The organism is Flavobacterium sp. ZT3R18 (genome assembly GCF_007097385.1).
Classification (GTDB): Bacteria; Bacteroidota; Bacteroidia; order Flavobacteriales; family Flavobacteriaceae; genus Flavobacterium.
This window is the reverse complement of the sequence record NZ_VJZS01000002.1, coordinates 347,406-373,375: the sequence shown is the minus strand read 5'-3', so window position 1 is coordinate 373,375 and position 25,970 is coordinate 347,406. Positions and strand designations below refer to the sequence as shown.

General features: G+C 35.0%; 25 protein-coding genes. 13 read left to right on the top strand and 12 right to left on the bottom strand.

Annotated features, from left to right (window positions below):
* Nucleotides 1–104 precede the first annotated feature (104 nt).
* Nucleotides 105–1,151, top strand: coding sequence for a thiamine-phosphate kinase (gene thiL / locus FNW52_RS04205; protein WP_143376210.1), 1,047 nt, complete (start codon nucleotides 105–107; stop codon nucleotides 1,149–1,151).
* Nucleotides 1,152–1,358: 207 nt separating this feature from the next.
* On the opposite strand, the gene FNW52_RS04200 is transcribed toward thiL, so the two are convergent.
* From FNW52_RS04200 to FNW52_RS04190, 3 genes are all read right to left on the bottom strand, one after another.
* The gene (locus FNW52_RS04200) at nucleotides 1,359–2,555 is read right to left on the bottom strand and encodes an aminopeptidase C (protein WP_143376209.1); all 1,197 of its coding nucleotides are present in this window, start codon (nucleotides 2,553–2,555) and stop codon (nucleotides 1,359–1,361) included.
* A gap of 88 nt (nucleotides 2,556–2,643) precedes the next feature.
* Nucleotides 2,644–4,545 carry a S9 family peptidase gene (locus tag FNW52_RS04195; RefSeq protein ID WP_143376208.1) on the bottom strand — a complete coding sequence of 634 codons (1,902 nt, stop codon included), beginning with the start codon at nucleotides 4,543–4,545 and terminating at the stop codon, nucleotides 2,644–2,646.
* Between the two features lie 345 nt (nucleotides 4,546–4,890).
* Nucleotides 4,891–5,313 carry a hypothetical protein gene (locus tag FNW52_RS04190; RefSeq protein ID WP_143376207.1) on the bottom strand — a complete coding sequence of 141 codons (423 nt, stop codon included), beginning with the start codon at nucleotides 5,311–5,313 and terminating at the stop codon, nucleotides 4,891–4,893.
* Between the two features lie 301 nt (nucleotides 5,314–5,614).
* Here FNW52_RS04190 and FNW52_RS04185 point away from each other — a divergent pair, with 301 nt between their 5' ends.
* Together FNW52_RS04185 and mtgA are read left to right on the top strand one after the other, a co-directional pair.
* Nucleotides 5,615–6,727, top strand: coding sequence for an FAD-binding oxidoreductase (locus tag FNW52_RS04185; RefSeq protein WP_143376206.1), 1,113 nt, complete (start codon nucleotides 5,615–5,617; stop codon nucleotides 6,725–6,727).
* Nucleotide 6,728: 1 nt separating this feature from the next.
* Nucleotides 6,729–7,472, top strand: a complete 744-nt coding sequence (mtgA, locus tag FNW52_RS04180; RefSeq protein ID WP_143376205.1) for a monofunctional biosynthetic peptidoglycan transglycosylase — start codon at nucleotides 6,729–6,731, stop codon at nucleotides 7,470–7,472.
* Nucleotides 7,473–7,528: 56 nt separating this feature from the next.
* Here mtgA and FNW52_RS04175 read toward each other — a convergent pair whose 3' ends face one another.
* The gene (locus FNW52_RS04175; RefSeq protein ID WP_143376204.1) at nucleotides 7,529–9,766 is read right to left on the bottom strand and encodes a TonB-dependent receptor; all 2,238 of its coding nucleotides are present in this window, start codon (nucleotides 9,764–9,766) and stop codon (nucleotides 7,529–7,531) included.
* A gap of 688 nt (nucleotides 9,767–10,454) precedes the next feature.
* Here FNW52_RS04175 and FNW52_RS04165 point away from each other — a divergent pair.
* Both FNW52_RS04165 and FNW52_RS04160 read left to right on the top strand, forming a co-directional pair.
* The gene (locus FNW52_RS04165) at nucleotides 10,455–10,706 is read left to right on the top strand and encodes a DUF2281 domain-containing protein (RefSeq protein ID WP_143376202.1); all 252 of its coding nucleotides are present in this window, start codon (nucleotides 10,455–10,457) and stop codon (nucleotides 10,704–10,706) included.
* Entirely contained in the window at nucleotides 10,706–10,984 is a 279-nt protein-coding gene (locus FNW52_RS04160; RefSeq protein WP_143376201.1) for a type II toxin-antitoxin system RelE/ParE family toxin, read from the top strand. Before FNW52_RS04165 ends, FNW52_RS04160 begins: the two co-directional genes overlap by 1 nt.
* Nucleotides 10,985–11,043: 59 nt before the next feature.
* On the opposite strand, the gene FNW52_RS04155 is transcribed toward FNW52_RS04160, so the two are convergent.
* The gene (locus FNW52_RS04155; RefSeq protein ID WP_143376200.1) at nucleotides 11,044–12,033 is read right to left on the bottom strand and encodes an aspartate-semialdehyde dehydrogenase; all 990 of its coding nucleotides are present in this window, start codon (nucleotides 12,031–12,033) and stop codon (nucleotides 11,044–11,046) included.
* 375 nt (nucleotides 12,034–12,408) lie between these two features.
* On the opposite strand from FNW52_RS04155, the gene FNW52_RS04150 reads away from it, so the two are divergent.
* Together FNW52_RS04150 and FNW52_RS04145 are read left to right on the top strand one after the other, a co-directional pair.
* Complete coding sequence (locus tag FNW52_RS04150; protein ID WP_143376199.1) at nucleotides 12,409–14,370, top strand: metallophosphoesterase; 1,962 nt, start codon at nucleotides 12,409–12,411, stop codon at nucleotides 14,368–14,370.
* Nucleotides 14,371–14,432: 62 nt separating this feature from the next.
* Nucleotides 14,433–14,852, top strand: a complete 420-nt coding sequence (locus tag FNW52_RS04145; protein ID WP_143376198.1) for a DoxX-like family protein — start codon at nucleotides 14,433–14,435, stop codon at nucleotides 14,850–14,852.
* 37 nt (nucleotides 14,853–14,889) lie between these two features.
* Here the strand turns inward: FNW52_RS04145 and mscL are convergent, their stop codons facing one another.
* From mscL to FNW52_RS04125, 4 genes are all read right to left on the bottom strand, one after another.
* A complete protein-coding gene (gene mscL, locus FNW52_RS04140) occupies nucleotides 14,890–15,315 on the bottom strand; it encodes a large-conductance mechanosensitive channel protein MscL (protein ID WP_143376197.1) in 426 nt (141 codons plus the stop codon).
* A gap of 103 nt (nucleotides 15,316–15,418) precedes the next feature.
* On the bottom strand, nucleotides 15,419–17,917 hold the full coding sequence (locus FNW52_RS04135) for a bifunctional UDP-N-acetylmuramoyl-tripeptide:D-alanyl-D-alanine ligase/alanine racemase (RefSeq protein WP_143376196.1): 2,499 nt from the start codon (nucleotides 17,915–17,917) through the stop codon (nucleotides 15,419–15,421).
* Nucleotides 17,918–17,948: 31 nt separating this feature from the next.
* Entirely contained in the window at nucleotides 17,949–18,266 is a 318-nt protein-coding gene (locus FNW52_RS04130) for a type II toxin-antitoxin system RelE/ParE family toxin (RefSeq protein WP_143376195.1), read from the bottom strand.
* Entirely contained in the window at nucleotides 18,257–18,499 is a 243-nt protein-coding gene (locus tag FNW52_RS04125) for a hypothetical protein (protein ID WP_143376194.1), read from the bottom strand. The genes FNW52_RS04130 and FNW52_RS04125 overlap by 10 nt, the downstream gene beginning before the upstream one ends.
* A 210-nt stretch (nucleotides 18,500–18,709) precedes the next feature.
* Here FNW52_RS04125 and FNW52_RS04120 point away from each other — a divergent pair, with 210 nt between their 5' ends.
* The 3 genes from FNW52_RS04120 (at nucleotide 18,710) to FNW52_RS04110 (ending at nucleotide 21,072) form a co-directional block, all read left to right on the top strand.
* The gene (locus FNW52_RS04120; RefSeq protein ID WP_143376193.1) at nucleotides 18,710–19,198 is read left to right on the top strand and encodes a T9SS type A sorting domain-containing protein; all 489 of its coding nucleotides are present in this window, start codon (nucleotides 18,710–18,712) and stop codon (nucleotides 19,196–19,198) included.
* Nucleotides 19,199–19,221: 23 nt separating this feature from the next.
* The gene (locus FNW52_RS04115) at nucleotides 19,222–20,391 is read left to right on the top strand and encodes a hypothetical protein (protein ID WP_143376192.1); all 1,170 of its coding nucleotides are present in this window, start codon (nucleotides 19,222–19,224) and stop codon (nucleotides 20,389–20,391) included.
* A 93-nt stretch (nucleotides 20,392–20,484) separates the two neighbouring features.
* A complete protein-coding gene (locus tag FNW52_RS04110; RefSeq protein WP_143376191.1) occupies nucleotides 20,485–21,072 on the top strand; it encodes a Uma2 family endonuclease in 588 nt (195 codons plus the stop codon).
* A 47-nt stretch (nucleotides 21,073–21,119) separates the two neighbouring features.
* Here FNW52_RS04110 and FNW52_RS04105 read toward each other — a convergent pair whose 3' ends face one another.
* A complete protein-coding gene (locus tag FNW52_RS04105; RefSeq protein ID WP_143376190.1) occupies nucleotides 21,120–21,710 on the bottom strand; it encodes a thymidine kinase in 591 nt (196 codons plus the stop codon).
* A 233-nt stretch (nucleotides 21,711–21,943) separates the two neighbouring features.
* Here FNW52_RS04105 and FNW52_RS04100 point away from each other — a divergent pair, with 233 nt between their 5' ends.
* From FNW52_RS04100 to FNW52_RS04090, 3 genes are all read left to right on the top strand, one after another.
* Nucleotides 21,944–23,014: a hypothetical protein gene (locus FNW52_RS04100; protein WP_143376189.1), complete on the top strand. Its 1,071-nt coding sequence runs from the start codon at nucleotides 21,944–21,946 to the stop codon at nucleotides 23,012–23,014.
* A 63-nt stretch (nucleotides 23,015–23,077) separates the two neighbouring features.
* Nucleotides 23,078–23,791 carry a 16S rRNA (cytidine(1402)-2'-O)-methyltransferase gene (gene rsmI / locus FNW52_RS04095; RefSeq protein ID WP_143376188.1) on the top strand — a complete coding sequence of 238 codons (714 nt, stop codon included), beginning with the start codon at nucleotides 23,078–23,080 and terminating at the stop codon, nucleotides 23,789–23,791.
* Between the two features lie 10 nt (nucleotides 23,792–23,801).
* A complete protein-coding gene (locus FNW52_RS04090; RefSeq protein WP_143376187.1) occupies nucleotides 23,802–24,146 on the top strand; it encodes a HopJ type III effector protein in 345 nt (114 codons plus the stop codon).
* Nucleotides 24,147–24,211: 65 nt separating this feature from the next.
* On the opposite strand, the gene FNW52_RS04085 is transcribed toward FNW52_RS04090, so the two are convergent.
* The gene (locus FNW52_RS04085; protein WP_143376186.1) at nucleotides 24,212–25,504 is read right to left on the bottom strand and encodes a type II toxin-antitoxin system HipA family toxin; all 1,293 of its coding nucleotides are present in this window, start codon (nucleotides 25,502–25,504) and stop codon (nucleotides 24,212–24,214) included.
* Nucleotides 25,505–25,509: 5 nt separating this feature from the next.
* Nucleotides 25,510–25,854 (bottom strand): helix-turn-helix domain-containing protein, encoded by a 345-nt coding sequence (locus FNW52_RS04080; RefSeq protein WP_185965915.1) that lies wholly within the window; start codon nucleotides 25,852–25,854, stop codon nucleotides 25,510–25,512.
* Between the last annotated feature and the right edge of the window lie 116 nt (nucleotides 25,855–25,970).

The window sequence follows — 25,970 nt, the reverse complement described above, 5'->3', positions numbered from 1 at the left end:
ATAAAATAACCGTCTTAAAATCTCTCCAATTTTAAATTTATAAAGCAAATCAACTTCGTACCTTTGCACCCTTGGCAAAAGCCTATAAGCAATAAACAAACAAAATGATTGAAGATAAAACTCCACAACGTACCAGCATAGCGCAATTAGGCGAATTTGGTTTAATAGACCATTTAACAAAAAACTTCGAAATCATCCAGCCTTCGACATTAAAAGGAATTGGGGATGACGCGGCTGTATTGGATTTCAAAGAAAAGAAAGTAGTCGTTTCGACTGATTTATTGATAGAAGGGGTGCATTTTGATTTGGCTTACATGCCTTTGAAGCATTTGGGGTACAAAGCCGTCGTGGTCAATGTATCTGATATTTGCGCGATGAATGCTAAAGCAACTCAAATTACAGTTTCTATAGCGGTATCGAATCGTTTTCCATTAGAAGCCCTAGAAGAGCTGTATGAAGGAATTGCTCACGCAGCCCATGAGTACAAAGTAGATGTAATTGGTGGCGATACAACCTCTTCCCAAAAAGGCTTAATCATTAGCATTACTGTTCTTGGTGAAGCTGATGAAAATGAAATTGTCTATAGAAACGGTGCAAAAGAAACCGATTTATTGGTCGTTACTGGAGATATTGGAGCTGCTTATATGGGATTGCAAGTACTCGAGAGAGAAAAACAAGTTTTTAAAGTGAACCCAAACTCGCAACCTGATTTGGATGCCTATACGTATTTGATTGAACGTCAATTGAAACCAGAAGCCCGTAAAGATGTGCGTACTTTGTTGCATGCCTTAGAAATAAAACCCACATCAATGATTGATATTTCGGATGGTTTGTCTTCGGAAATTATGCATTTATGCAAACAATCAGGCGTAGGTTGTAATTTGTATGAAGATAAATTACCCATCGATCCACAATTTATCAATGTTTGCGAAGAATTTAATATTGACAGTACAACAGTAGCCATCAACGGAGGAGAGGACTACGAATTACTTTTTACCATTGCGATGAGTGATTTTGATAAAATAAAAGGAAATCCAAATTTCAGTATTATTGGGCACATGACTCAAGAAAGTGAAGGGATTCATCTAGTTACTCGTGCCAATACTAAAATTGCCTTAAAAGCAAGAGGTTGGGATGCTATAAAAGAATAGATTCTTTACAAATTAAAAATAACCCAACTTTTCTTTATGGGAGAGTGGTTTCCACAAAAAAACCTGTCTTGAATCAACAAGACAGGCTTTTACAATTGAAACCCACATCAAAAAAGGTTTTTCTTCCGAAGAGATGAAAAAGTGTCCTGATAATTATCGGGATGACAACCAAAATTCAAACACTTTTCCGGAAGAAAGAGACAATAATTATGCTCCTATTTTCTTAGCAATATCAGCAGGAACACCACCTTTATTAACCATTAAAGAAGTCGTTTTGTATTTTACAAAATTCTTACTCACATACAAATATCCTTTATAATCATTTGTAGCTCCCCAAGAATTTTTTACAATATAATATTCTTTACCCATTTGGTCTTTGGCAATCCCAACAATATGCATAGCATGATCGTCTGTTGTTTGGTAATTATCAAATGCTTTTTGACGCAATTCTTCGGTTATTTCCAACTCTTGTTTTGGACCGTTGAACATATTTTCTTTTTCTTCGGCGTTCATGTCATCAAACTTTTTTGTCGGAACATAAGCTACTCCATTTTTCCAACTAAAGCTCTTCTCACTCACATCCGATGCCCAAGCAACCGTATATCCGTTTTTTAATGCATTATCGATGATCGTTGTCATATCATTCATTTTTACATTATAAACCAAATCAAAAGCCCAGTTATCAGGAACCATCATCATGGTTTTCTCATAATACGGTGCATTTGAATACGAAGCAAATTCAACATATTCATCAGGATTAATTCCTACCACTTCTTTGGCAAAAGTTTTAGGAGTATAGCTTTTTCCTTTGTACATGAAATTTTCAGGTACTTGACCCAAATAAGAATCAATAACCGCAGCGTATGCTTTTTCCCAATTTGGCGTTAGCTCTCCATTTGGATTCTTTACAATCGCAGCCAACATCGCTTCAGTCAAAGCTGCCATTTCTCCAAACTTGTTTTTAGATGTACCATAATTCAATCCAGTGTACACTTCCTGAGGAACAGCTCCGTATTTTTTGTACATATTAGTAACATCATGCAATTCTCCACCATCACCAAGTGTTACGGCACCATGCATACGTACATAATTTTTTCCTTTTTCTACATAAGCGTTTCTAGCCGAAAAGACTTGAGATAATTCAACTGGTTGTTTTCCCATTCTAACCATTTCAGATTCTAAAAAAGAATTGGTAGAATAACTCCAACAAGTTCCTGAAGACCCTTGATTTTTTACAGGAGTATTAGCCAGATTGATTACATCTGTAAACTTAAAACTTTCGGCACTTTTTTCACTAGCGTTTACTTTTAATGAATTGACTAATCCGTCTTGGGCTGTCATTGTATTTACACCAACAAAAAGAGTTGTTGCAATAAAAAGTGATTTAATTGGAAATTTATACATTTTTTAAAATATTTGTGTTTTTTACAATAAGTAACAAAAACCCGCTTTTGTTACATCATGATTGCTGAATTATTAATAAATTGAGGTTTTACAACGTTTCTTTCAACCATTTGTAAAATTCTTTTTGCCAAACTTGTGCGTTTTGCGGTTTTAATACCCAGTGATTCTCTTCTGGAAAATACAAAAATCTACTTTTTATTCCACGAAGTTGAGCTGCTTGAAAAGCCTCTTGAGATTGACCAATACATACTCTAAAATCATTTCCTCCTTGTATAATCAAAATTGGAGTGTTCCAATTTTGCACATAGTTTATAGGATTGAAAGTCGTATATGTTTTTTGGGCAGCAGCATTATCTTTCTCCCAATAAGCGCCACCAAAATCCCAATTATTAAAGAAAACTTCTTCGGTGGTTCCAAACATACTTTGAGTATTGAACACCCCATCATGTGCAATGAATGATTTAAATCTATTATTATGAATACCTGCCAAATAAAACACAGAATATCCACCATAACTAGCCCCAACACAACCTAAACGGGATGCATCTACATATTTTTCTTTTGCCACATCGTCAATAGCCGAAAGGTAGTCGTTCATCACTTGTCCTCCCCAATCTTTACTGATTTGCTCATTCCACGCTACACCATGACCTTGCATTCCGCGACGGTTTGGTGCTACTATAACATAACCGTTTGCCGCCATTAATGAAAAATTCCAACGGAAAGAATACGATTGAGTCAAAGGAGATTGTGGTCCACCTTGACAAAATAAAAGGGTTGGGTATTTTTTGGTTGCATCAAAATTAGGAGGTAATATTACCCAAACCAGCATTTTTTTGCCATCGGTTGTCGTTACATAACGTCTCTCTGTTTTGCTTAATGTTAATGTAGCATACGTTGTCGTATTCACATTAGACAATTGCTTCCAGGTGTTTTTCTTTAAATTATAAGAAAAAATCTCGGCAGCATGATTCATATCGGTTCTGGTAACAATCAAGTCATCTCCAGAAAAACCTACCAAATCATGTACGTCAAAATCACCGTCTGTAATCTGTCTTACAGTAACCGCAATTCTTGTCAAACCTGGAAAGTTAACCTCAAAAAGTTGCACTGTTCCGTCAATTGGTGCTGTAAAATATATCTTTTTCCCGTCATTACTCCATTTGAAACTACTTACCGTTCCATCCCAATTGGCAGTAAGGTTCATTTTCATGCCTTTGAAACTAACAATCAAGTCATTTTTGTCTGCCTCATACCCATCGCGTTTCATTTGCAACCAAGTCAAATTTCCTGAAGGCGAAAACTGAGGCGCAGTATCATATCCTAGATTCCCTTCGGTTCTATTGATCGTTTTTCCTGTTTCAAGATTGTATTCGTAAATGTTGGTATCTGTAGAAATAGCATATTGGGTTCCTGCTTTTTTCTTGCACACATACAGAATGCTTTTACTGTCTGGAGACCAAATATAATCTTCGTCTCCTCCAAAAGGTTTTTGCGGACTGTCGAAGTTTTCTCCTTTTAGAATATCGATTCCAGCGGCACCTTCTTTATTTTCTTTATAAAAAACGTGGTTGAATTTCCCTTCGTTCCAAGTATCCCAATGGCGATAATCTAAACCATCGTAAATTTGAACATTCGATTTTTCTAAATTAGGGTAATAATCTTTCCCTAATACTTTGGCCTCTTTTACTTCTTCGTTATAAACAATAAATTTTCCATCAGCGGAAATATTTTTATCTGTAAGTAAATCTTTGGCATCTTTAATTTCTAGTGCATTTCCGCCATTAACCGGAATTGAATAGAATTTTGAATCGGATTTATTCTCTTCAACAGAAGGTGTAGCGACTTTGTAAACGATAGTTGCACCATCCTTGGATATTCCTAAAGGGGTAACTCGTCCTAACTTCCACAGTAATTCTGGGGTCATTACGTTTTGGGCAGTTGCGATCAAACTTATCATTGTTAACATTAAAAAGAGTGTTTTTCTCATAATTATATACTATTTATATTCCAATTTCAAATGTACTACTATAATTCGCAAAAAAATAAATCGCAGTACATAAAATTATCTGGCTGTATTATAAAATAAACAGCATTTAATTTTAACCATATAAGAAATATAAGATCCTTTAAGCTGGATGAAAAAGCAATAACTTATCTGTTCTTATATTTATTACATGGTAAACCTTTTCATCACGATCCATAGGCTTCAGGAGTCGGTAGTTTTTTTAATATCCGTTTAAAAGGAATATAAGTTAAAATACTGTCTATTATAGAATTAAGTGAAATATCTTAATAATAGATACTCTAATTAAAATATGTCAAAATGAGAAAGTCAAAAAACTAAAAACTCTTTTAAAAGTTGTACCACTATCAGTGTGATAAAAAAACACAACACCAATACAATTGCGCCAATAATCATCAATTTTTTAAAAAAAGAGGACTCAATTTTTTTAAATTCTAAATTCAAATCCGTAATTGTACTAAACTTAGCACACGATTGAACCCTCAATAAATATTGGTTCCATCCGCCGTCCTCAAATACTTGGCGCCCAAAATTAGTCAAATCACAACGAAATCCTTGACTTGGCTCTAGCTTCACTAGCCCTTTATTATTCAATATTTGAGAAAACTCTTTAGTGTTTTTAAGATTATACCCAAACTCATCCTTGAAATTGATTCGCATCATAAATTGTGATTGAGATGTATAGAGCAATTTTAAATTCACTTCTATAAGTTCATCTATATTTTTAAACATAACTAAATAATTTAATGTGATTTTTACAGAATCAATCTCTTTTTTCCTTCTTCTTCAAAAATAAAAAATCAATACATCTCTTTAAAACACCAATAACACGGAACAATTATAATGCCAAAGCCGCTGTTTTTTAAAAAATTAACACAATTTAGACTAGAAATAAAATTTAAAAAAATCTTATTGATATTTCTTACTTACATGTGTCTCAAAAGAACTGATTCTTATAAATTTTCTCATATTATAAAAGGTAATAGTTGTGAACTGAAATAATTATTTAATTTTATAAAAAAAATATAGTCAAATGCAACTTAGTTATTGGGAATTAAAAAATTGGTTTACCCAAGTAGACTTCACTATTGTGGGTAGTGGAATTGTGGGCTTACATACTGGGTTACGCTTACGCGAAAAATACCCAGACAGTAAAATATTGATTTTAGAAAAAGGAATGTTACCACAGGGAGCCAGTACCAAAAACGCTGGTTTTGCTTGCTTTGGAAGCCTTTCTGAAATCATTGATGATTTAAAATCACATACCGAGGAAGAAGTCATTCAGCTCATCCAAAAAAGATGGAACGGTTTACAATTGTTGAGAAAACGGCTTGGAGATACCACGATGGATTTTAAACCTTATGGTGGTTATGAGTTGTTTTTAAAGGAAAATGAAAGTAGTTATACTGAATGTTTAAATAAATTGCCTTTTGTAAATGAAATCTTAAAACCACTTTTTAAAGCAGATGTATTTGCCAAAGAAGTAGATCGTTTTGGTTTTGGAGGCATTCACGAATATTTAATTTTCAATCCATTTGAAGCTCAAATTGACACTGGAAATATGATGCAAGCCTTATTAAAACAAGCCATTGCACAAGATATTTTAATCCTGAATCAACAAACCGTTACTTCCTTTTTAGATAACGAAAATGGTGTTGAAGTAGCATTGGGGGATTTTAGTTTTACTACCAAAAAATTATTGTTTGCCACCAATGGTTTTGCCAATGAACTAACCAAAGGTGCCGTAAAACCAGCAAGAGCCCAGGTTCTAATCACAAAACCCATTCCTAATTTAGATATAAAAGGAACCTTCCATTTAGACAAAGGCTATTATTATTTTAGAAATATTGGGGATCGTATATTGCTAGGAGGCGGTAGAAATTTAGATTTGGAAACAGAAACGACAACCGAATTTGGTCAAACAGAAATTATACAAAAAAGATTGGAGGACTTACTAAAAGAAGTAATTTTACCCAATCATGATGTCAAAATCGACCATCGATGGAGTGGGATTATGGGTATTGGCAACAGCAAAAAACCAATTGTAACGCAACTGTCTGAGAACGTTTACTGTGGCGTTCGACTAGGTGGAATGGGCGTAGCAATAGGCAGTTTAATAGGAACAGAATTAGCAGATTTAGTATAAAATGGCAACCAAAATAACACCAAAAAAGACAACAAAAAAACCAGTCAAAAAAGACTCAAAAAGCTTTATGACCAAAGTAAAATGGTTTCTGCTAAAAGCCCTGATGTGGTTTTTTGGAATTTCAATATTTTTTGTAGTGCTTTTTAAATTCGTACCCGTTCCATTTACTCCTTTAATGGTAATGCGCTATTTTGAAAACAAAACTGCCGGGAAAGAAAATTATTATAGCCATAATTGGGAACCTATCGAAAAGATTTCCGTGAATTTGCAAAAAGCAGTGATTGCCAGTGAAGACGGAACTTTCTTAACCCACAATGGTTTTGACTTTATCGCCATGCAAAAAGCCTATAAAAGCAACGAAAGAGGCCGGAAAATAAAAGGAGGAAGTACCATATCCCAACAAACCGCCAAAAATGTTTTTCTTTGGCAAGGCCGAAGCTACGTTCGCAAAGGGCTGGAAGCTTATTTTACGGTTTTAATAGAACTTATTTGGGGCAAAGAACGCATCATGGAAGTTTACCTCAACAGTATCGAAATGGGCGACGGTGTTTACGGAGCTTATGCCGCTACAGAACATTGGTATCGAAAAGATGCATCAAGCCTAACTATGGTTCAAGCCGCTGGAATTGCCGCTATTTTACCCAATCCCAGAAAATATAAAGCTACGAGTTCCTCATCCTATATCAACAATAGGAAAACGAAAATTGTTCGGATTATGAGGCATATCGGAAAGATTGAATATTAAAACAAAACCCCAATAACGATTTGCTATTGGGGTTTGTTTTTTCGAGAAATTTTTCTTTAAAATTTAAAAGCTACTCCGAGAATAAAATTGGTTCCCAGATTGGGTATTCCAGCAGTTGCCAATCGAGACAAATGAGGAATATAGGTTTTGTTTAGTAAATTATTTCCATTCAAGTTAACGTCAAAAGCGGTTTTACCAAGCTTTACTTTACCTCCAAACCCCAAATTTAACAAGGTATAATCATTCGATGAAATATCAAATCCGCTTACTTTATCTTGACTAAAAGTCGTAGAAACATTCAAAGTAGCAAATCCTTCCTCAAGCCATTTACCAATTACAAAATCTGTTTTTATGGTATTATTCCAATTGTTGGCTGGAATTTGAGGCAAATATCCACCATCTTGCAGTTTTCCTGTAACGGTTTCAAAACTAGTTTCAAAATGCAACCAATCTAAAGGATGTGGATGAAAATGCAAAGCAACTTCACCTCCATACAAATTGGCATTGTTCTGAATATAATCATACACTTTAAACCCATCAATTTCTGCACCAGTTGGCGAAGCATAAATATAATCGTTAATATGATTGTAAAAAGCACTCACACTAAACTCAAAATGACTGACTTTATATTCTAAATCCAAATCGGTTTGCAAATTTTGTTCGGTGTTTAGATTAGGATTCCCCACTTCATACCGAAAAGTACCTTCGTGAACCCCATTGGATGACAACTCCGCCAAAGTTGGCGCTTTAAAACCTGTTGCTGCATTCAATCGAAAAGTCAAGTCCTTGGCAAAATTGGTTTTGTATCCCAATGAAGCGTTGAAACTGTCATACGTTTTATCGAGTGCTTCAAAATACCCTTCTTCTCCAACAACTCCATGCTCCTCAGAAATTAAATGTCTGTAATCAAAGCGAAAACCTGCTTGCAATGAATTCACGCCCCAATTATAAATTCCTGTACCAAAAACCCCAAAATCATTCGTTTTTGCATTTGGAATTAAAAATTCTTCGGCTAGATTTTTATTTTCCTGGGACATTCCTTGAACCCCAACGATCGTCTCAACTTTGCCTAAGGTTGGCAAATAGTATTTAATATTATAATCGAAGGTATTCAAAATCATATGCAAAACCGCAACATCACTATCTTCAAACTCAGAACGGTCATTACGGATATACCCTAAATTCACATCCAGTTTTGAATCTTTAAAAAACAAGGTATTATTCAAAGAGAGTAAATTATTGAAAACGCCTTGTTTGGGAAAGCTAGTTTTTTTGGTTGTGGTTTGGTCTGCAATACCCTCTTCTGGAATTCCCAAATCTAAATTATTGTAATTGTATCTCAAAACACTCGCAAACTTGGCATTGCTATACCCGATTCCTGCTTTGAAATCCATTTCTTGAAAACGCGTATTGGTAACACGATCTCCGTCTGGACCCGAGGGCGAAGACCGAATTGGCGAAGCAATTTTATAATCGGATTGGGTGTTGTATGCACCACGTATCAAATATTTCCAATTATCTGTAGATGTTCTCAAGCCAAAAGAGGTACTACTTCCAAGAGTATTCGAAAATAATCGTTGTCCAAAATCCCCTTGAAAAGTATTCGCCAAAGCAAATTTTTCTGGATTAAAAAACAAAACTCCTCCCAATGCATCAGAGCCATAAAGCAAAGAAGCAGGTCCTTTTATTACCTCAACACTCTCTACACCCGCATCGTTTAACCCCAAGCCGTGTTCGTCTCCAAACTGCTGATTCTCTAGCCGAATCCCTTGCGTGTATACCAAAACTCGGTTTCCGCTTAATCCTCGAATTACCGGTTTTCCTATTGAAGTTCCCGTAGAAACTTGAGAAACACCAGGAATGGTGGCCAGTCCCTCAATCAAGGTAGCACTCCCTTTTTCCTGCATCGATTTGACACTTTCACGATCTACTTTCATCACGTTTTGGGATTGTAATTTTGAAAATGGAGTCGATACTATAACCTCATCCATTTGAAAAGCCGTTTCATTTAAAACTATATCTAATGTTTGAGTATCTTGAACTTTAGCAATTGTTTTGTTTTGAGTTGCAAATCCTACATAAGAAAAAGTCAGGCTTACATTTCCATTTGGGAGTTGTCCCAAAGTGTAATTCCCGTTTTCATCAGTGGTAGTTGTTTTATGCAACTCCGATGCATAGACCGAAACTTCTTTTAATGGATTATTTTTAGAATCCGTTATTTTCCCGGATATCGAATTTTGCGCTTGTAAAAAAGTGGTAAGCCCTAGCAATAGAGCCAATATATATGATTTCATTTCTATAATTGTATTGTCCCTAATCAAAGTCAGTTATAAAAAAGTGACTTATGATTGGAATATTTTTGTGAATAATAGCGCTCACGACAAAATCTTTCTGAAAAAAGAAGTTGCCAGCAAATAAGCTTAATTTAAAAACGAAATAACCCTCCCGATAGCTATCGGGATAAATGGGTTATTTAAATACAATTTGGGGGACCACGATGGGAATACAAACTACCCGAAAACGAAAAAACAGTTTCTAAGTTTGCAAAGAAATAGGGGATTTTCCAATTCCCAGCATAGAATGCGTAGGAACACTTTATTGGAGTTATAAAACTGCTAAACCCAAATTCGCAAACATAACAATGGTCAAAATTGTGATGCTGATGCGTAAACTCTGAGCTAGAATTATAGGTGTGATGACATTCTTTTTGAGAAAATTTTTCTTGTAAATGGCTAATACTATCAACCGATTGAAACACTATTGAGAACAATACTGCGACAACCAAAGAAAGATTAAGTATGAGCTGTTTTCTTTTCATCACCGCAAAGGTAACAAAAAGAGCAAGGGTTAAAACAAATTGGTTTTTAAAATCACCCTTAAATTAATTTAATTAAAAAATTCATTCTATCTTTGATTAAAATAAGTCATATTGATTCTTGTTTTTTTTTTAGTAAAAGGATTCTAAACAAAAAATTTACAATTATGCCTTCTGCAACAGTTTCAAAAATCAACCAAAAAATTAAATCCCTCCCTGCAGATCTTTTGCAAGAAGTAGATCAATATATCGATTTTCTAAAATACAGAAATGATCAATCCGATTGGTCAAAATCAATTGCCGAAAATCAGTTTTTACTTATTGAAAAAGGGAAAAAAGATATTGAAGAAGGAAGAATTTACACTCACAAAGAAGCGAAACAAAAAATAGCCGACTATATTAAAAGCAAAACACAATAATGGAAATTGTGTGGTCAAAAACTTCGCTTGAAACCTTTTTTAAAGTTGTTGATTATCTTTTCGAACATTGGACTTTAACAGAAATAGAAAGCTTTGAAAAAAACGTAGATGACTTATTAGAAAAAATAAGCGTTAACATTGAATTATGTCCGCAATCTAAAATATTTGGATATCGAAAATGTATCATTGACAATCAAAATGCTCTTGTCTATTCCATTATAAACAATAAAATTTCCCTAGTTACTTTTATAGATACTAGAAGCCAATCTATTTATTAAACAGAAAAAACTACAACCGTTTAAAGTTGTAGTTTCTGTTTAATTATCTAAAAAATGGATTAAACCAATTTTGCTGCAATCAAATATTCAGCGATTTGAATCGTGTTGGTTGCTGCTCCTTTTCTTAAATTATCAGCAACAATCCACATATTCAAAGTGTTTGCTTGGCTTTCGTCACGACGAATTCGACCTACAAAAACGTCATTTTTCCCTTCTGCATATCTTGGCATTGGATACGTAAAAGTGTCTAAATTATCTTGTACTACTATCCCATCGGTATGGTGCAAAATGTTTCTAACTTCGGCAACATCAAAATCATTGGTAAATTCTACGTTTACCGCTTCACTATGTCCACCTACAACCGGCACACGTACAGCAGTTGCTGTTACGGCAATAGTTTTATCCCCTAATATTTTTTGAGTTTCACGAACCAATTTCATTTCTTCTTTGGTATATCCATTGTCTTCAAAACTATCACATTGAGGAATACAGTTTCTGTTAATTTTGTATTTGTAAACCATGTCTCCTTCAACACCAGCACATTCATTTTCGAATTGTTGAACTGCTTTTACACCAGTTCCTGTAATAGATTGGTATGTCGAAACAATTACACGCTTGATGTTGTATTTTTTATGCAAAGGTGCCAAAGTCAATACCATTTGAATGGTAGAGCAGTTTGGATTTGCAATGATTTTATCTGTTGCGGTCAATTCTCCAGCATTGATTTCTGGAACAATTAATTTCTTGGTTGGATCCATTCTCCAAGCCGAAGAATTATCAATAACGGTAGTTCCTGCAGCTGCAAATTTGGGTGCCCATTCTAATGAAGTCTCTCCTCCAGCAGAGAACAAAGCAATATCCGCTTTCATATCAACTGCCGTTTGCATTCCCACCACTTTATATTTTTTCCCTTGAAAATCAATCTCTTTCCCTACTGATTTCTCAGAAGCAACAGGAATTAATTCGGTTACAGGAAAATTTCTTTCTGCCAATACTTTCAACATTATTTCGCCAACCATTCCGGTAGCACCTACAACTGCTATTCTCATCGTATATATTTTATAATTACTTCGTCCGTTCGCCTTTCAGGCTCGGGTGAATATTTATTTTGAAATACAAAAGTATGTAATATTCAAAACATAACAAGCGTCTTTACAAAAAATAACAAATTGTTATAATTATAACAATTCTGTTTTAAGAATAGGTAACAATAAAGCATTAATTCATTTTTTTTTAGTGCAATCAAAACGGTGACCATAATTATGAATATTAAAAAACAGATAGAAAAACATATAAACCACTGCAATTCAAACAAGTTGTGTTAATTTTAGTATTATTTTTAGTATTAATATTGTTTTATTAATACTAACTTTACAAAGAATGACAGCCAAACAATTAATTTCGTTAACTAACCGACTAATCACATGAAAAAAATCACCTTCTTGTTATTGCTATTTTTTATAGTAATAACTATTAACGCCCAAACTACATTAGTAACCCCAGGTTCCTCTTGGAAATATTTAACTAATGGATCTAACCAAGGTACCGCTTGGAGAAGCACCACATTTAGCGATACAACTTGGCCATCGGGCTTAGCTCAATTAGGCTACGGAGACGGAGATGAAGCCACTGTACTCAGTTACGGAACGAGTTCAAGCAAAAAATATATTACCACTTATTTTAGAAAAACATTCAATTTAGCAGACCCTACAATTTACTCCAATTACACATTAAATGTAAAAAGAGATGATGGAGTTGTTGTTTATATTAATGGAGTTGAAGTATATAGAAACAACATGCCAACAGGATCAATTGCCTACAATACCTTGGCTTCAAGTGCTTGTAGTGATGACGGAAGTGTTTTTTTGGCTACTACATTAACCCCAACACAAACAGGATTTATAGCTGGAAATAATACTATTGCTGTTGAAATTCATCAAAATGCACTTAACAGTTCGGATATTAGTTTCGACTTTTCACTTACAGGAAATACAACTACTGTCGCATCGGCTATAAAGCAAATACGATGGGGAAGTACAAGTAATCCTCTCGAAGGATTGACGATTACATGGAGAAATGTTGGAACAGCAGACAAAATAAAATGGGGATATACCAATACTTATGAACAAGGCACCTTTTCCGCAATAGTAAGAAATGGCTATGCTGATAAGTTTTTTAAATATACTTTCCCTACCGTAACTCCAGATACCACAATATACTATAGACTTTTTGACGCTACAACAGCTGTGTGGACAGTTGAAAAAACCTATCAAACTGCGCCGGCTTTAAACACAACTGCATTCTCCTTTCTAGCCATTGGAGATAGCCGTTCTGGAATGAGTATTTGGAATCAGGTTGCTGCATTAGCAAATACAAAAACACCCGATTTTACAATTTTTAATGGCGATATTGTTAACAATGGGGGATCAACCGCAGATTGGGACAGTTGGTTTACCAACGGAAATACTTTTATAGAAAATAATTTAGTGTATCATTCTATGGGAAATCATGACGCGTCAAGTGTACCTACCTATCAAAATGTTTTTGAACTACCAAAATCTACTCCCACTAACGGTACAAATCTTTATTATTCTTTTACCTACGGTGATGCCTTATTTATTTCTCTTAATTCCGAGGACCCTTCAAATACTACTCAGTACAACTGGCTGGTGAGTACATTGCAAGCCAATGCAGGCAAAAAATGGAAAATCATCTTTTTCCACAAACCTTTTTTTACTATCGGAAACCATGCAGGAGAAATGAATTCATACTATAACACTTGGTGGAAAGCATTTGATGATTATGGTGTAGATCTAATCGTAAACGGTCATGACCATATGTATGAGCGTACAAAACCAATGAATCGTAATGTCAGTACTACAGCTCCAGTAGCACAATACGGAAGTGAAGCAACACAAGGACGCTGCCAAATAGTTTGTGGTGGTGCCGGTGCCCCATTATACACAGGAAATGCAACTTGGTTTGTTGAAAAATACAAAAGCACGTATAACTTTTGCAAATTTGACGTGACTTCAAATTCCATTTGCAATACAACATTTGACAATAATGGAAATACAATCGATTCCTTTTGTCTCACCAAAAACACATCAGTAGCCAAATCTAGTGTTCAAAATTTCAATACTATCAAAATTATACCAAATCCGGTTACAAACCGTTTTGCATTAGAATATAATTCCCCTGAAATTGGTGAAGCTACTATCAAAATTGTAGACATGAGCGGAAATGTGGTTATCGACAAAAAAGCCAACAAAGACACCATTGATTTCAAATTCGAAGAAGACATGTCTAAATTTTCTAAAGGAATCTACATCCTTGAAATAACCGTGGGAAATCAAAAAGATTCTTCGTTACTCAATCTAAAATAATTTTTCAATTAAACATCAAACCACTAATATTAAAAATATTAGTGGTTTTTTAACTACATATAATGAAAGAAATCACTCAAAATATAGCCTTTTTAAAACTAAATATAATCAAAAACCCCTTAGAAATTATAGCCCGGATAGGCGTTTTTGGCACTTTTTTAGGTCACGGGATTCTTGCGATTGGAGTAAATCCTAAATGGATTCCGCTCCTTACATCAGTAGGTTTCACAACCCAACAGTCCATATTTCTAATGCCCATTATAGGGATAATGGACATTCTAGTTGCAATAACTACACTCTTGTATCCAGTTCGCCAAATACTAATCTGGGCAAGTATTTGGGCTTTTTTAACGGCACTAAGCCGTCCTTTTTCAGGAGAACCTTTTCTAGAATTTGTAGAACGAGCTGCCAATTGGTGTTTACCTTTGGTATTATTAATGTTCCAATATAGTCCTGCAAAAAAGCCACTGAATATCAGTTAAAAAAAATTCCTCAACAATTGAGGCGTTTTTTTTAACTTTATTTCTTCAATAAATCTCTAATTTCTGTAAGCAATTCTTCCTGGGTTGGTCCTGCAGCTGCAACCACCACTTCTTCTTTCTTTTTGGTCTTTTCATAGGCTTTTAATACCATAAAAATACAGAACCCAATAATTACAAAATCAAAAACGGTTTGAATAAAAGCCCCATAGTTTATGGCAATTTCTGCAATTGCGGGTGCTTTCTCTGCCCCATTTTCCATAACAGCAGGAATACCGTCTTGAAGAATAATTTTTAGATTTTTAAAATCAACTTTTCCTAATAGCAATCCTATTGGTGGCATCAAAACATCATTGGTAAATGAGGTTACTATTTTTCCAAAAGCACCTCCAACGATTACGGCTGTTGCCAAATTTACTATCTCCCCTTTCATCAAAAAGGCCTTAAAATCATTTAGAAATCCCATAGTCTGTAGTTTTAATTTGATTACTACGAATATAATTAATTTTTCATCATATTTTAGTGAATAGCAATTAGTCCTTAGTGATTAGCTTCGTTTCGCAAATAAATTATTCCCTATAAAAAACCCTTTTTACCCGTTGCGAAATGCTAGTAAGGATTTCATAAGGAATGGTATGCAATTTTTCGGCCATGTAATTGACCGTTGGGCTTTCGCCAAAAATTACTACGGCATCCCCTTCTTTACACTCTATCTCGGTCACATCAACCATTAGCATATCCATACAAACACTTCCAAGAATGGCTGCTTTTTTATTCTTTATCGTTACAAATCCTACGCCGTTCCCCCAGCTTCTTGCAATTCCATCGGCATAACCAATAGGAATCGTAGCAATCTTCATGGCTTGATTAGCCACAAATCGTCTGCCGTAGCCCACGCTTTCACTAGAATCTATGGTTCTAATTTGGGAGATAATCGATTTTAAAGTCCCTACATTTTCCAACTGCTTTTGCTCTTCTGAGTCGTTTGAAACTCCATAAAGACCAATTCCAAGCCGAACCATATCGTATTGCGCTTCTGGAAAATTACTTATCCCTGAGGTATTCAAAATATGTCGGATTGGGTTTATTTGCAGTTCAGCTATTAATCTAGAGGATAGTTTTTCGAATAAATCAATTTGATAGCGTACAAAATCTTCGTGTTGCAGATCATCACTGGTGGCCAAATGAGACAAAACACTTTTTACTTTAACCGTTTGGTTTCCTTTTAAGGTTGCAATCAAATCTTCAATTGTATTGACCTCAAAACCCAAACGATGCATTCCGGTATCCACCTTTATATGTATCGGAAAGTCTTTTAATTTCTTTTGTTCTGCAATTTTCAAGAAAGCAACAAGCCCTTTCAAACTATAAATTTCGGGTTCCAGTTGATGTTGAATTATAGCCGAGAAACTGGTGTTTTCTGGGTTCAAAACCATAATGGGTAATTTAATCCCTGCTGTTTTCAACGAGATTCCTTCATCGGCGAAAGCCACACCCAAATAATCTGCTTTGTGATGCTCTAATAGTTTGGCAATTTCAAAACCTCCATTTCCGTAACCAAATGCCTTTACCATAACCATCATTTTGGTGGTTGGCTTGAGTTTTGATTTAAAGAAATTAAAATTATGACTAATCGCATTCAAATTAATTTCAAGAACCGTTTCGTGTGTTTTCTCCTCTAATGAAGCTACAATTTCTTCAAATTCAAAGGATCTCGCTCCTTTGATTAGAATGGTTTCATTTTCGAAATTTAATCGGTCTATATTTAGTACAAATTCATTGGTATCTTTGAAAATAATGCAATTCGAAAGCTTGTTTTTCAATGCTGGAATTGTTTCTCCTATTCCTATAACACGGTTTATATTGTTAGAAACAATCAACTCGGCCACTTTAGAATACAACACGTCATTAGTCAAACCACTCTGAAAAATATCCGAAAGTATCACGGTTTTATTTTGATGTTGTTTTTGACTTTCAAGAAAATCCAAAGCAATTTTTAAAGATTGAAAATCGGAGCTATAGCTATCGTCAATAATACTGCAATTATTGATTCCGTTTTTAACTTTCAATCGCATTTCTACAGGATACAATAATTCGATTCGGTTTTGAATGGTTGTTGCATCCAATTCTAAATACAACAATAACGCTAGACAAGAAATCGCATTCTCTATTGAAGCATCGTCCAGAAATGGGATTGTCAGTGTAAAAACATTTCCTTTATAATGGTAGTGAATGGTAGTGTTTTCGTCTGTGCTCTCTTTTTGAAAAACAAAAACAGTAGCGGTAGAATCCACAAAAGACCAAGAAAAAAGCCCCCTAGCCCCTACTTCGACAAGCTCTGCCTCCGAGAAAGGGGGAATATCCCCGCTAAAATTAGACAAACAGTTATCTACTAATTCATTTTTTTTATAAATCAGCACTTCCGAATGGTTGAAAAGCTGTACTTTCTCTTTAATTTTTTCTTCTAGATTCTCAAAACCTTCATCGTGGGCAGAACCTATATTGGTCAAGATTCCAATAGTGGGTAGGATGATTTTTTCCAGTTTCTCCATTTCAGAAATGGTAGAAATTCCAGCTTCAAAAATACCAAGATTATGATGTTCATTGATCCCAAGCACCGATAGCGGAACCCCAACCTGAGAATTGTAACTTTTGGGACTTCGGATAATATTATAATCTGGGCTCAAAAGAAAGTTGAGCCATTCCTTGACTATTGTTTTACCGTTACTCCCCGTTAAACCAATTATAGGAAAAGTAAAAAGACTGCGGTAATAAGCGGCAATTTGCTGTAAACCATTAAGTGTATTTTCAACAATTAGAAAATTAGCTTTCCCTTCAAGACCTTCCGGAATATGGGTAACCACAAAATTGCGAACACCTTTTGTAATTAAATCTTTCAGGTATAAATGGGCATCAGTATTGCGCCCAACTAATGCGAAAAAAAGGGTTTGTGGCCCATTTTGCAAAGAGCGGCTGTCTATAGAAATATTTTCAATTATGGTATCGCCTGAGTTTCCTAAATATTCGGCATTCAGGATAGAAGTAATTTTATATAGGGGTAAATTCATCTTAAAGAAGATTTAAAAATTGTAAAACACATTATTTTGTTCTTTTAATTTTTAAAGGTTCTTGGCAGCAATCAAAGATATCGACAATTTCGACTAGATTTTTTTCTAAATCCACATAAAAAATTATCTTATAGTTATCATAAAAAAAAAAACGAAAATCTTCTTTTCTATCTACCAACAGCTCTTCTATTTTTCCTACAAATGAAAGCTTCTCAAGTAAAAAGACTTCTTTTGAAATTTCTTCTACTATATTTTTGGCCGTTTTTAAATTGGATTTGCCTTTATAGTATAAAAATATTTCTCGCAATTCATTTCGGGAATATGCTGTCCAATTTAATTTTAGTTCCATTTTTGAATCTCTTTCAATAACTCATTTGCTTCAATAACTCGACCGTTTTTCGAGTCGTCCATTGATTGGTCGATTCTGTTTTCAAACTCTTCCGTTGTCATCGGGCGAAACTCTTTGTCTGTGTAGTTTTTCTTTTCTTTTTTCAGAAAATTTTCTAGACGAGCTACAATTTCTTCGTTCTGAATAGAAAGAAATTCTTGAACAAACGATATTTTTCTGGTTTGTAAATCCATTGCAGTTAATTTTACATCAAAGTTATAAAAAATCGAATTGGAATAGTGTTTGTTTTAGTATTTTATTGAAATCAAAAATTCCGTAGGAGTCATTACCGAGATTTCGGAGTTTTTAAAATCTCTCAAATCTCTTGTCATAATAATAACACAGACTGAAATTTCTTAACAAAAAACTACATATATTTGTATGAAAACTTACTTAAATAAACTATGAAGCAAAACAAACATTATTTTTTAATCCTTCTCATAACTAGTTTCCCATTTATTAGAAGTTATTCGCAGGAAAGCATTTTGACTTCGGGTGGAACAGCAACAGGATCTGGAGGCACTTCCAGTTATTCTGTTGGAGCAATATTCGTTGGTACGCAAACCGGAACAAATGGTTCTGTCTCACAAGGCACTCAACAACCATTTGAAATTTCTACTCTTGGCAGTGATGAATTTACCCAAATTAATCTGGAAATGTCTGTTTACCCCAACCCAACTGTTGACAGGCTCAATCTTTTGGTAAGCAACACCGAATGGAGTAATTTGACGTATCAACTTTTTGACATCAGTGGAAAGATTGCTTCCGAAAATCAAAAAATAACAGCTTCCGAAACTCCTGTTTCCATGCAAAGCTTCAGCCAAGGAATTTATTTTCTGATGGTAAAAGACAATACGAAAACGGTAAAAACTTTCAAAATCATTAAAAAATAACACTTTTAAAATTTAAAAATAATATGAAGAATATTACTCTCATTGCACTATTACTATGCTCTTTTACAATACTTTTTGCACAAGCGCCACAAAAAATGAGTTACCAATCGGTGATACGAAAAGCAGATGGTAGTCTAGTTTCTAACACTTCCGTAAAAATTAAAGTGAGTATTTTGCAAGGCTCTGCAACTGGGACAGCATCGTATGTAGAAACCCAAACCGCAACCACAAACCCAAACGGATTGGTTACTTTAGAAATTGGTGGAGGAACTCCCGTTACAGGAACTTTTTCTAGTATCAATTGGGGCTCTGGGACTTATTTCATAAAAACAGAAACCGATATTACGGGAGGTACAAACTACACCATTAGTGGTGTAAGCCAATTACTAAGCGTACCTTATGCTTTGTATGCTGGGAGTACACAAAACAAAGGAAAAACATCTATTGTACTAACTGGAAATATTACCAATGAACAAGCGGCTGCGCAAATAGCGGCTGAACTTGGTCCTTATACCGAAAATGTTTATATTCAAAATACGACTGGATTAACGGCTGTGGATTTGAGTATGTGTACCAATTTAGTAAATTTAGGTATAGACTACAATACAAATCTATCTTCAATAAATTTAAATGGTCTTACTTCAATGTATAAAACAGCTAGTGTTTCTTACAACAATACATTAACAAACCTTTCGTTTCCAAAACTAACTACAACAACTAATAGTGATCGTATTAGCATTAGGCATAATCCTGCCATAACTTCAATATCATTCCCCGCTTTAATCAATTCTGTAACTTATTTATCTATTCAATATAATGATGCTTTAACTACCGTTTCACTCCCTGTTTTGACTACAGCCAATGACTTATACTTAGCAGATAATCCTCAAATAACTACTATTAATTTTCCTAGTTTAACACAAATAACATCCACCATTCAAATTAATTTTTGTGCCAAACTTACATCTATTGGAATTCCTTCTTTACAAAGTGGTAATTCCTTCCGTATCTATAATAATGCATTACCAAGTTCACAAATCAATATGATATTGAACAAAATGCTTACAGTAACTCCAACATCGGGAAAATATATAGGCCTAACTGGTCAAAACCCACCCGCTCCACCAACAGGACAAGGAATTACAGACAAAGCGACTTTGATTAGTACTGGAAATAGTGTTACAACCGATTAATTTTTCAACTCTTAAATCTATGCCATCCCCCTTTTTAATCGGATTAAAAAGGGGTTTGTTTTTTTTAGTAACTTTGTCAAAAAAGGAACAGTTATGATAACGGATATTAATTTATTGGATTTAGAGAAAAGATATTCCTATGCCGATTATTTGACTTGGCAGTTTCAGGAAAAACTGGAATTAATAAAAGGAAAAATTTTTAAGATGAGTCCTGCACCAAGTACCACTCATCAAAGAATATCAAGAAAATTGACGGGTGTTATGATTTCCGCTTTCAAAAATCATTCCTGTGAATTATTTATTGCTCCGTTTGATGTTCGATTACTGGATAAAAAAAATTCGACATTAGATAAAGAAATATACACTGTAGTACAACCCGATTTGTGTGTCATTTGCGATGATGCCAAAATAGATGAACGAGGCGCTATTGGTGCTCCTGATTTAGTGATTGAAATTCTATCTCCCGGAAATTCAAATAAAGAAATGAAGTATAAATTTGATTTATACGAAGAAGCAGGAGTTTTAGAATATTGGATCGTAAACCCTGCCGACAAAACTGTTTTTATCTATGTTCTCAAAGAAAATCAGTTTATAGGAATGCACCCTTTGATTGAAGAAGACAGCATGCAAAGCAAATTATTCCCCGAATTAGATTTTAAATTAGAATCTATTTTTAATTAAAAAAACGAACCCTTTCAAATGTTTAAATTGTGAAAGGGTTTGTTTTTTTATTTTCCTTGATCCTTCTTCATCGCGTGATAATAGGCCGCACGGCTCAAAGGTTCGTATTCCTCCGTTTCCCCTAGCATTACCAGCTTGTCATTATCGGCTTTTCTAAAACTAAAATGAGCAAGATTTCCTGTGCGAGTACATACGGCATGCACTTTGGTCACATACTCCGCGGTAGCCATAAGAGCAGGCATGGGGCCAAAAGGATTTCCTTTAAAATCCATATCCAAACCGGCTACAATTACTCGAATTCCCTGATTGGCAAGGTCGTTGCAAACCGTCACGATTTCGTCATCAAAAAACTGGGCTTCATCAATCCCTACCACATCACAACCTTGTGCCAAAATAGAAATATTAGCTGCAGCCGGAACAGGTGTAGATCGAATTTCATTGCTGTCATGCGAAACAACCATTTCGTCATGATAGCGGGTATCAATGGCGGGTTTGAATATTTCTACTTTTTGCTTGGCAAATTGAGCTCGTTTTAATCTACGGATGAGTTCTTCGGTTTTACCCGAAAACATGGAGCCACAAATGACCTCAATCCACCCAAATTGTTCTTTATGATTTACTGTATTTTCGAGAAACATTTTGTATTTTTCTACCTTAAAAAATGAATAGTTTTTATTACTTTGTAACGGTAATAAATCGACTGGGTAAAGAACTGTTTTTACCTCGTTTCAAAAGTAGATAATTTTTATCAAAACGAACATTCGGGAGGATTTATTTCAAAAATAAAATACCGTCAGAAAGAGTCTCCCATAAACCAAATACAAGTAACGAAAATTTAATAAAAGCCTTATTCATTATAATTTCAAAAGTCATGAAAAAAAGATTGGAAGCCGATTTAATCAGCATTGCTCATAGAATATTACAGCTAAAAAATAAATCCGACATCAACCAATTGTACTTAGAAACGCAGAAGTTATATGAAAAACTAGCCGTTTTACGATTTGTTGAAGAACATTTTGGAGAACCAAAACCTACTATTGGTCAAGCTGAAATAGTGAAAAAAATGAAAGAATTTTTCGAAAACAATACCATGCCGGAATTCCAAAGAAGTTTCGGAAATGAAAAAATCGTTGCGGAGGAAATTATTACAGAAGAAACTTTAGCAGCGGAAATCATTGAAGACAAAATCCCTACAGAAGAAACTTTAGAAACTGAAATCATTGAAAACCAAACAATAATCGACGAAGAAGTTGACGCTGTATTGGAAGAAGTTGATGAAATCGAATCGAAAGAAGAGCATGTAATAGCCGAGGAGGAACCAATTGAATCAAATACCATTGAATCTCAACCTGCCTTCGAATTAGATGAAGTCGAACCCGTTACAAACGAGGAAGAACCGATTGAAGAGATAACTCCGAATACAGCAGAAACCGAAATTAATCCCTTCGCTGAACAAATTGAGGAGATAAAAACCGAAGCTCCAAAGAAAACCGAAGCGGTGCAAATTTCGTTCGAAGATCTTTTGGGCGGTCATTATACAGAACCCCACTTTGTAAAAAGATCTCAGCTAGAACAAACCTCAGAAAATAAGATAGTTGACAAAACTCCATCGGCATTTAATTTTCAACCAGAACCAATGTCAAACGGCAATCATGTCGTTCTGGAAAAAGAAGAGTCAAAAGCCATAACGTTAAATGATAAATTGGCAAAGGGAATTACAATAGGTTTAAATGATCGAATCGCCTTTGTGAAACATCTTTTTGACGGAGACAGCGAAGATTACAATCGTGTGCTAAGCCAGTTAATCACTTTTAATACTTTTCAAGAAACCAAAACTTTTATTGATGAAATGGTAAAGCCTGATTACAACAATTGGGAAGGAAAAGAAGATTTCGAACATCGTTTTATGGAAATTATCGAAAAGAAGTTCTTGTCGTTTTAAGAATCGACATCGTATTGCATTACCCTTTTATATTCCACCAAACACACTCTTTAAGCAGCAAAAATGTCAAAATTATATATAGTCCCTACTCCTATTGGCAACCTCGAAGACATGACTTTTCGTGCCATTAGAATTCTTAAAGAAGTAGATTTAATTCTAGCCGAAGACACTAGAACGAGCGGAAAATTGCTCAAACATTTCGAAATTGGCACACATATGTACAGTCATCACATGCACAACGAGCACAAAACAATTGAGAATCTAATTTCAAGATTGAAAGCCGGAGAAACGATAGCCTTAATATCGGATGCAGGAACGCCTGCCATTTCAGACCCTGGTTTTTTGTTGACCCGTGCCTGTATCGAAAACGGAATAACCGTAGAATGTTTACCCGGAGCAACGGCTTTTGTCCCTGCTTTAGTCAATAGCGGATTACCCAATGACAAATTTATTTTTGAAGGCTTCTTGCCCGAAAAAAAAGGAAGACAAACCCGCTATCTGGAACTTGCCGAGGAAACCCGCACCATGATTTTATATGTTTCCCCACATAAATTAGTTAAAACTTTAGCCGAATTTATTACCTATTTTGGCGAAGACCGTACCATTTGTGTTTGTAGAGAATTATCAAAACTACACGAAGAAAACGTACGAGGCACCACTCGTGAAGTCCTAACCCATTTTGAAAAAATAGCCCCTCGTGGCGAAATTGTGGTGGTGGTTGCAGGAAAACCAATTGTAAAGGAACCCAAGAAAAGTAAATTTCAAAAAGACGAATAAACACATCAATATGACTATCAATACCTTTTTAGAAAAACTAAAAGAAACCCCAACATCTGTAACATTTGCAGAAGCGATTGCTACAATAGAAGAAAACTACACTTTTACACCAACAGCCTTTCAAAACGGAGAACAACATAATGCCGCTGGAGAAAACTCAGGTTCTTGCAAATTATTCGCTTTTGCGCTATTGCAAAAGTTATCCGTTGCCGAAACTTTAGCCTGTTTTGGAGCCTTTTATTTTGAAGAAGTTTTGGGAGATCCCAACGGAACCAATCATCAAAACATTCGCAACTTTATGAAAACAGCTTGGGATGGAATTCAATTTGAAGGAGAAGCATTAGAACTTAAATAACTAATTTATATTGTAACTTTTTTGATTCATCATCTGTTATTAATCGCAATAATGAATCAAAAAAGTTACATTGTATACAAAATAATTTGCTTGTCAATTTGCTCTATTTGAGTGTTTTCAATGCCCGATTTTATAGCATAGTCCCCCCAATTGGAAAGCACTTCAGTACACAACTCAATAATTGGTTTTGGTTTCTTAAGGTTTATATTTTTGGCTACAGCCAAAAGGTCTTCCAGCATAATATTTTCTCTTTTCCCATTGACACTCATCTGATGGGCTTTTAACCAGAAATTATCAGGATTGTAAGCATACGTAACATCATAAGCGGGCGACAATTGCCACTCTCCATTGGGAAACATTAAAAAAGAAATATTTTTGGTGTGATCGTCTTGGTTCCTAGACATCACATTAAAAACCATTCGTCTGTACAATTCTTCCATATCCGAATACGGCAATTTCATTTGGCGCATCACTTGAAAAGCCTGCTCATACGAATACGCACGAGGCATATTATAATCAAAATGCGCTATTCCGCACAACGTTTGCATGTGGATTTTTTGATTGTTCTGCCTGTCAAAACGCTTGGTCATAAAATGCGAACGACTGTTTTCGGACATCAATTTACTCTCAGACATTGTGATTCCAGCATCAATAGCCATCAGGTAATACGCATATTCAATATTCCCGTAGCCTTTGGGATCTCCCAACTGATGATTGGTAACCCCGTCAAATTTAATCAACCAATAATCAAAACCTTCCAATCCATCAACCTGCCCCGAACGCACATCTCCCGTAATTTTATTGTAGGCAATAATCGCTTTGGCCCTTGCTCCTCCCGCCGAACTTCCCACTTGCAATATATCCGAAAAACCTTTTTCGGAATCCATATCAGAATGGAAATCACTGCGAGTACCCAAAACTTCCTTGGCAAATTTTACCAATTCCTGAATTTCAATAGGATTGGATTTTTCAACCGTACCATTACTGGCGGGTTCAAACTCTAAAGCGCCCATCCCACGTTTACCAATATAACAAAGACGATCCACCGGATTAAAATCATTACTACTTTTACCTTGTTGCGCCAGCCACGCATCTATAATTTGATTACCAAATTTATCTGGCAAACTGTCTGACAATAACCCCGGCAATCCCTTAAAAGTATCTAGATTTAACAAGGGGAATGAAAAAACTTTCTTGCCTCTTTGAGCATCGGCAACGGACATCATTATAGGAGAAAGATCAAGTCCTAATTTAAAAAACTGTTTGTCATATTCAAAAACACCATAATTTCTTTGTTGATCCCAAAGAACAACCCCAACTTTATGGTTCCAAATTTTCACATCGGCAACTGCAATCATAGCTACTATTCTTTAGGATCTGAATTTCGAGGGGTTGGCGAAGCTTTTTTACGGAGCTTTTTTTGCGCTTCCATAACCATCATCGGACTAATTTCTGGTTCTTCGTTCAGGTAATTTAGTAGCTCTAATTTTTCTAAAGCACGAAGCAACTGTATCAATGTCATCAAATTGATTGCTTTTCCGGTTTCCATCCTGCTAATCGTGATTCTATTGACTCCCGATTTCTCGGAAAGTTCCTCTTGCGAGATATTCTTATTCAAACGCATTTGTTTAATGCTTTTGCAAAGGGTTTCTACAATAGCATTATCGGTCAATGCATACCAGTTTTTATAGTAGCTTCTTTGTTCCATTATGTCTGTATTTAGGATATATTGAAACATATATGTTACAAATGTACGGCTTTTTTTAATGTTTAAAATATTTTTCTCCATAAATTAAAAATCAATTACCCTACTGTTTTCATTAA

What these genes read in the sequence shown, in the direction of transcription:
- FNW52_RS04190 (WP_143376207.1), bottom strand. Translation starts at nt 5,313, where the DNA reads ATGTTTAAAAATATAGATGAACTTATAGAAGTGAATTTAAAATTGCTC.
- mtgA (WP_143376205.1), top strand. Translation starts at nt 6,729, where the DNA reads ATGGCAACCAAAATAACACCAAAAAAGACAACAAAAAAACCAGTCAAA.
- FNW52_RS04085 (WP_143376186.1), bottom strand. Translation starts at nt 25,504, where the DNA reads ATGATTGCAGTTGCCGATGTGAAAATTTGGAACCATAAAGTTGGGGTT.
- FNW52_RS04080 (WP_185965915.1), bottom strand. Translation starts at nt 25,854, where the DNA reads ATGGAACAAAGAAGCTACTATAAAAACTGGTATGCATTGACCGATAAT.
- FNW52_RS04115 (WP_143376192.1), top strand. Translation starts at nt 19,222, where the DNA reads ATGAAGAATATTACTCTCATTGCACTATTACTATGCTCTTTTACAATA.
- FNW52_RS04175 (WP_143376204.1), bottom strand. Translation starts at nt 9,766, where the DNA reads ATGAAATCATATATATTGGCTCTATTGCTAGGGCTTACCACTTTTTTA.
- FNW52_RS04160 (WP_143376201.1), top strand. Translation starts at nt 10,706, where the DNA reads ATGGAAATTGTGTGGTCAAAAACTTCGCTTGAAACCTTTTTTAAAGTT.
- FNW52_RS04150 (WP_143376199.1), top strand. Translation starts at nt 12,409, where the DNA reads ATGAAAAAAATCACCTTCTTGTTATTGCTATTTTTTATAGTAATAACT.
- FNW52_RS04135 (WP_143376196.1), bottom strand. Translation starts at nt 17,917, where the DNA reads ATGAATTTACCCCTATATAAAATTACTTCTATCCTGAATGCCGAATAT.
- FNW52_RS04200 (WP_143376209.1), bottom strand. Translation starts at nt 2,555, where the DNA reads ATGTATAAATTTCCAATTAAATCACTTTTTATTGCAACAACTCTTTTT.
- FNW52_RS04195 (WP_143376208.1), bottom strand. Translation starts at nt 4,545, where the DNA reads ATGAGAAAAACACTCTTTTTAATGTTAACAATGATAAGTTTGATCGCA.
- FNW52_RS04130 (WP_143376195.1), bottom strand. Translation starts at nt 18,266, where the DNA reads ATGGAACTAAAATTAAATTGGACAGCATATTCCCGAAATGAATTGCGA.
- FNW52_RS04165 (WP_143376202.1), top strand. Translation starts at nt 10,455, where the DNA reads ATGCCTTCTGCAACAGTTTCAAAAATCAACCAAAAAATTAAATCCCTC.
- FNW52_RS04090 (WP_143376187.1), top strand. Translation starts at nt 23,802, where the DNA reads ATGACTATCAATACCTTTTTAGAAAAACTAAAAGAAACCCCAACATCT.
- FNW52_RS04120 (WP_143376193.1), top strand. Translation starts at nt 18,710, where the DNA reads ATGAAGCAAAACAAACATTATTTTTTAATCCTTCTCATAACTAGTTTC.
- FNW52_RS04155 (WP_143376200.1), bottom strand. Translation starts at nt 12,033, where the DNA reads ATGAGAATAGCAGTTGTAGGTGCTACCGGAATGGTTGGCGAAATAATG.
- FNW52_RS04125 (WP_143376194.1), bottom strand. Translation starts at nt 18,499, where the DNA reads ATGGATTTACAAACCAGAAAAATATCGTTTGTTCAAGAATTTCTTTCT.
- FNW52_RS04110 (WP_143376191.1), top strand. Translation starts at nt 20,485, where the DNA reads ATGATAACGGATATTAATTTATTGGATTTAGAGAAAAGATATTCCTAT.
- FNW52_RS04185 (WP_143376206.1), top strand. Translation starts at nt 5,615, where the DNA reads ATGCAACTTAGTTATTGGGAATTAAAAAATTGGTTTACCCAAGTAGAC.
- FNW52_RS04100 (WP_143376189.1), top strand. Translation starts at nt 21,944, where the DNA reads ATGAAAAAAAGATTGGAAGCCGATTTAATCAGCATTGCTCATAGAATA.
- rsmI (WP_143376188.1), top strand. Translation starts at nt 23,078, where the DNA reads ATGTCAAAATTATATATAGTCCCTACTCCTATTGGCAACCTCGAAGAC.
- mscL (WP_143376197.1), bottom strand. Translation starts at nt 15,315, where the DNA reads ATGGGATTTCTAAATGATTTTAAGGCCTTTTTGATGAAAGGGGAGATA.
- thiL (WP_143376210.1), top strand. Translation starts at nt 105, where the DNA reads ATGATTGAAGATAAAACTCCACAACGTACCAGCATAGCGCAATTAGGC.
- FNW52_RS04145 (WP_143376198.1), top strand. Translation starts at nt 14,433, where the DNA reads ATGAAAGAAATCACTCAAAATATAGCCTTTTTAAAACTAAATATAATC.
- FNW52_RS04105 (WP_143376190.1), bottom strand. Translation starts at nt 21,710, where the DNA reads ATGTTTCTCGAAAATACAGTAAATCATAAAGAACAATTTGGGTGGATT.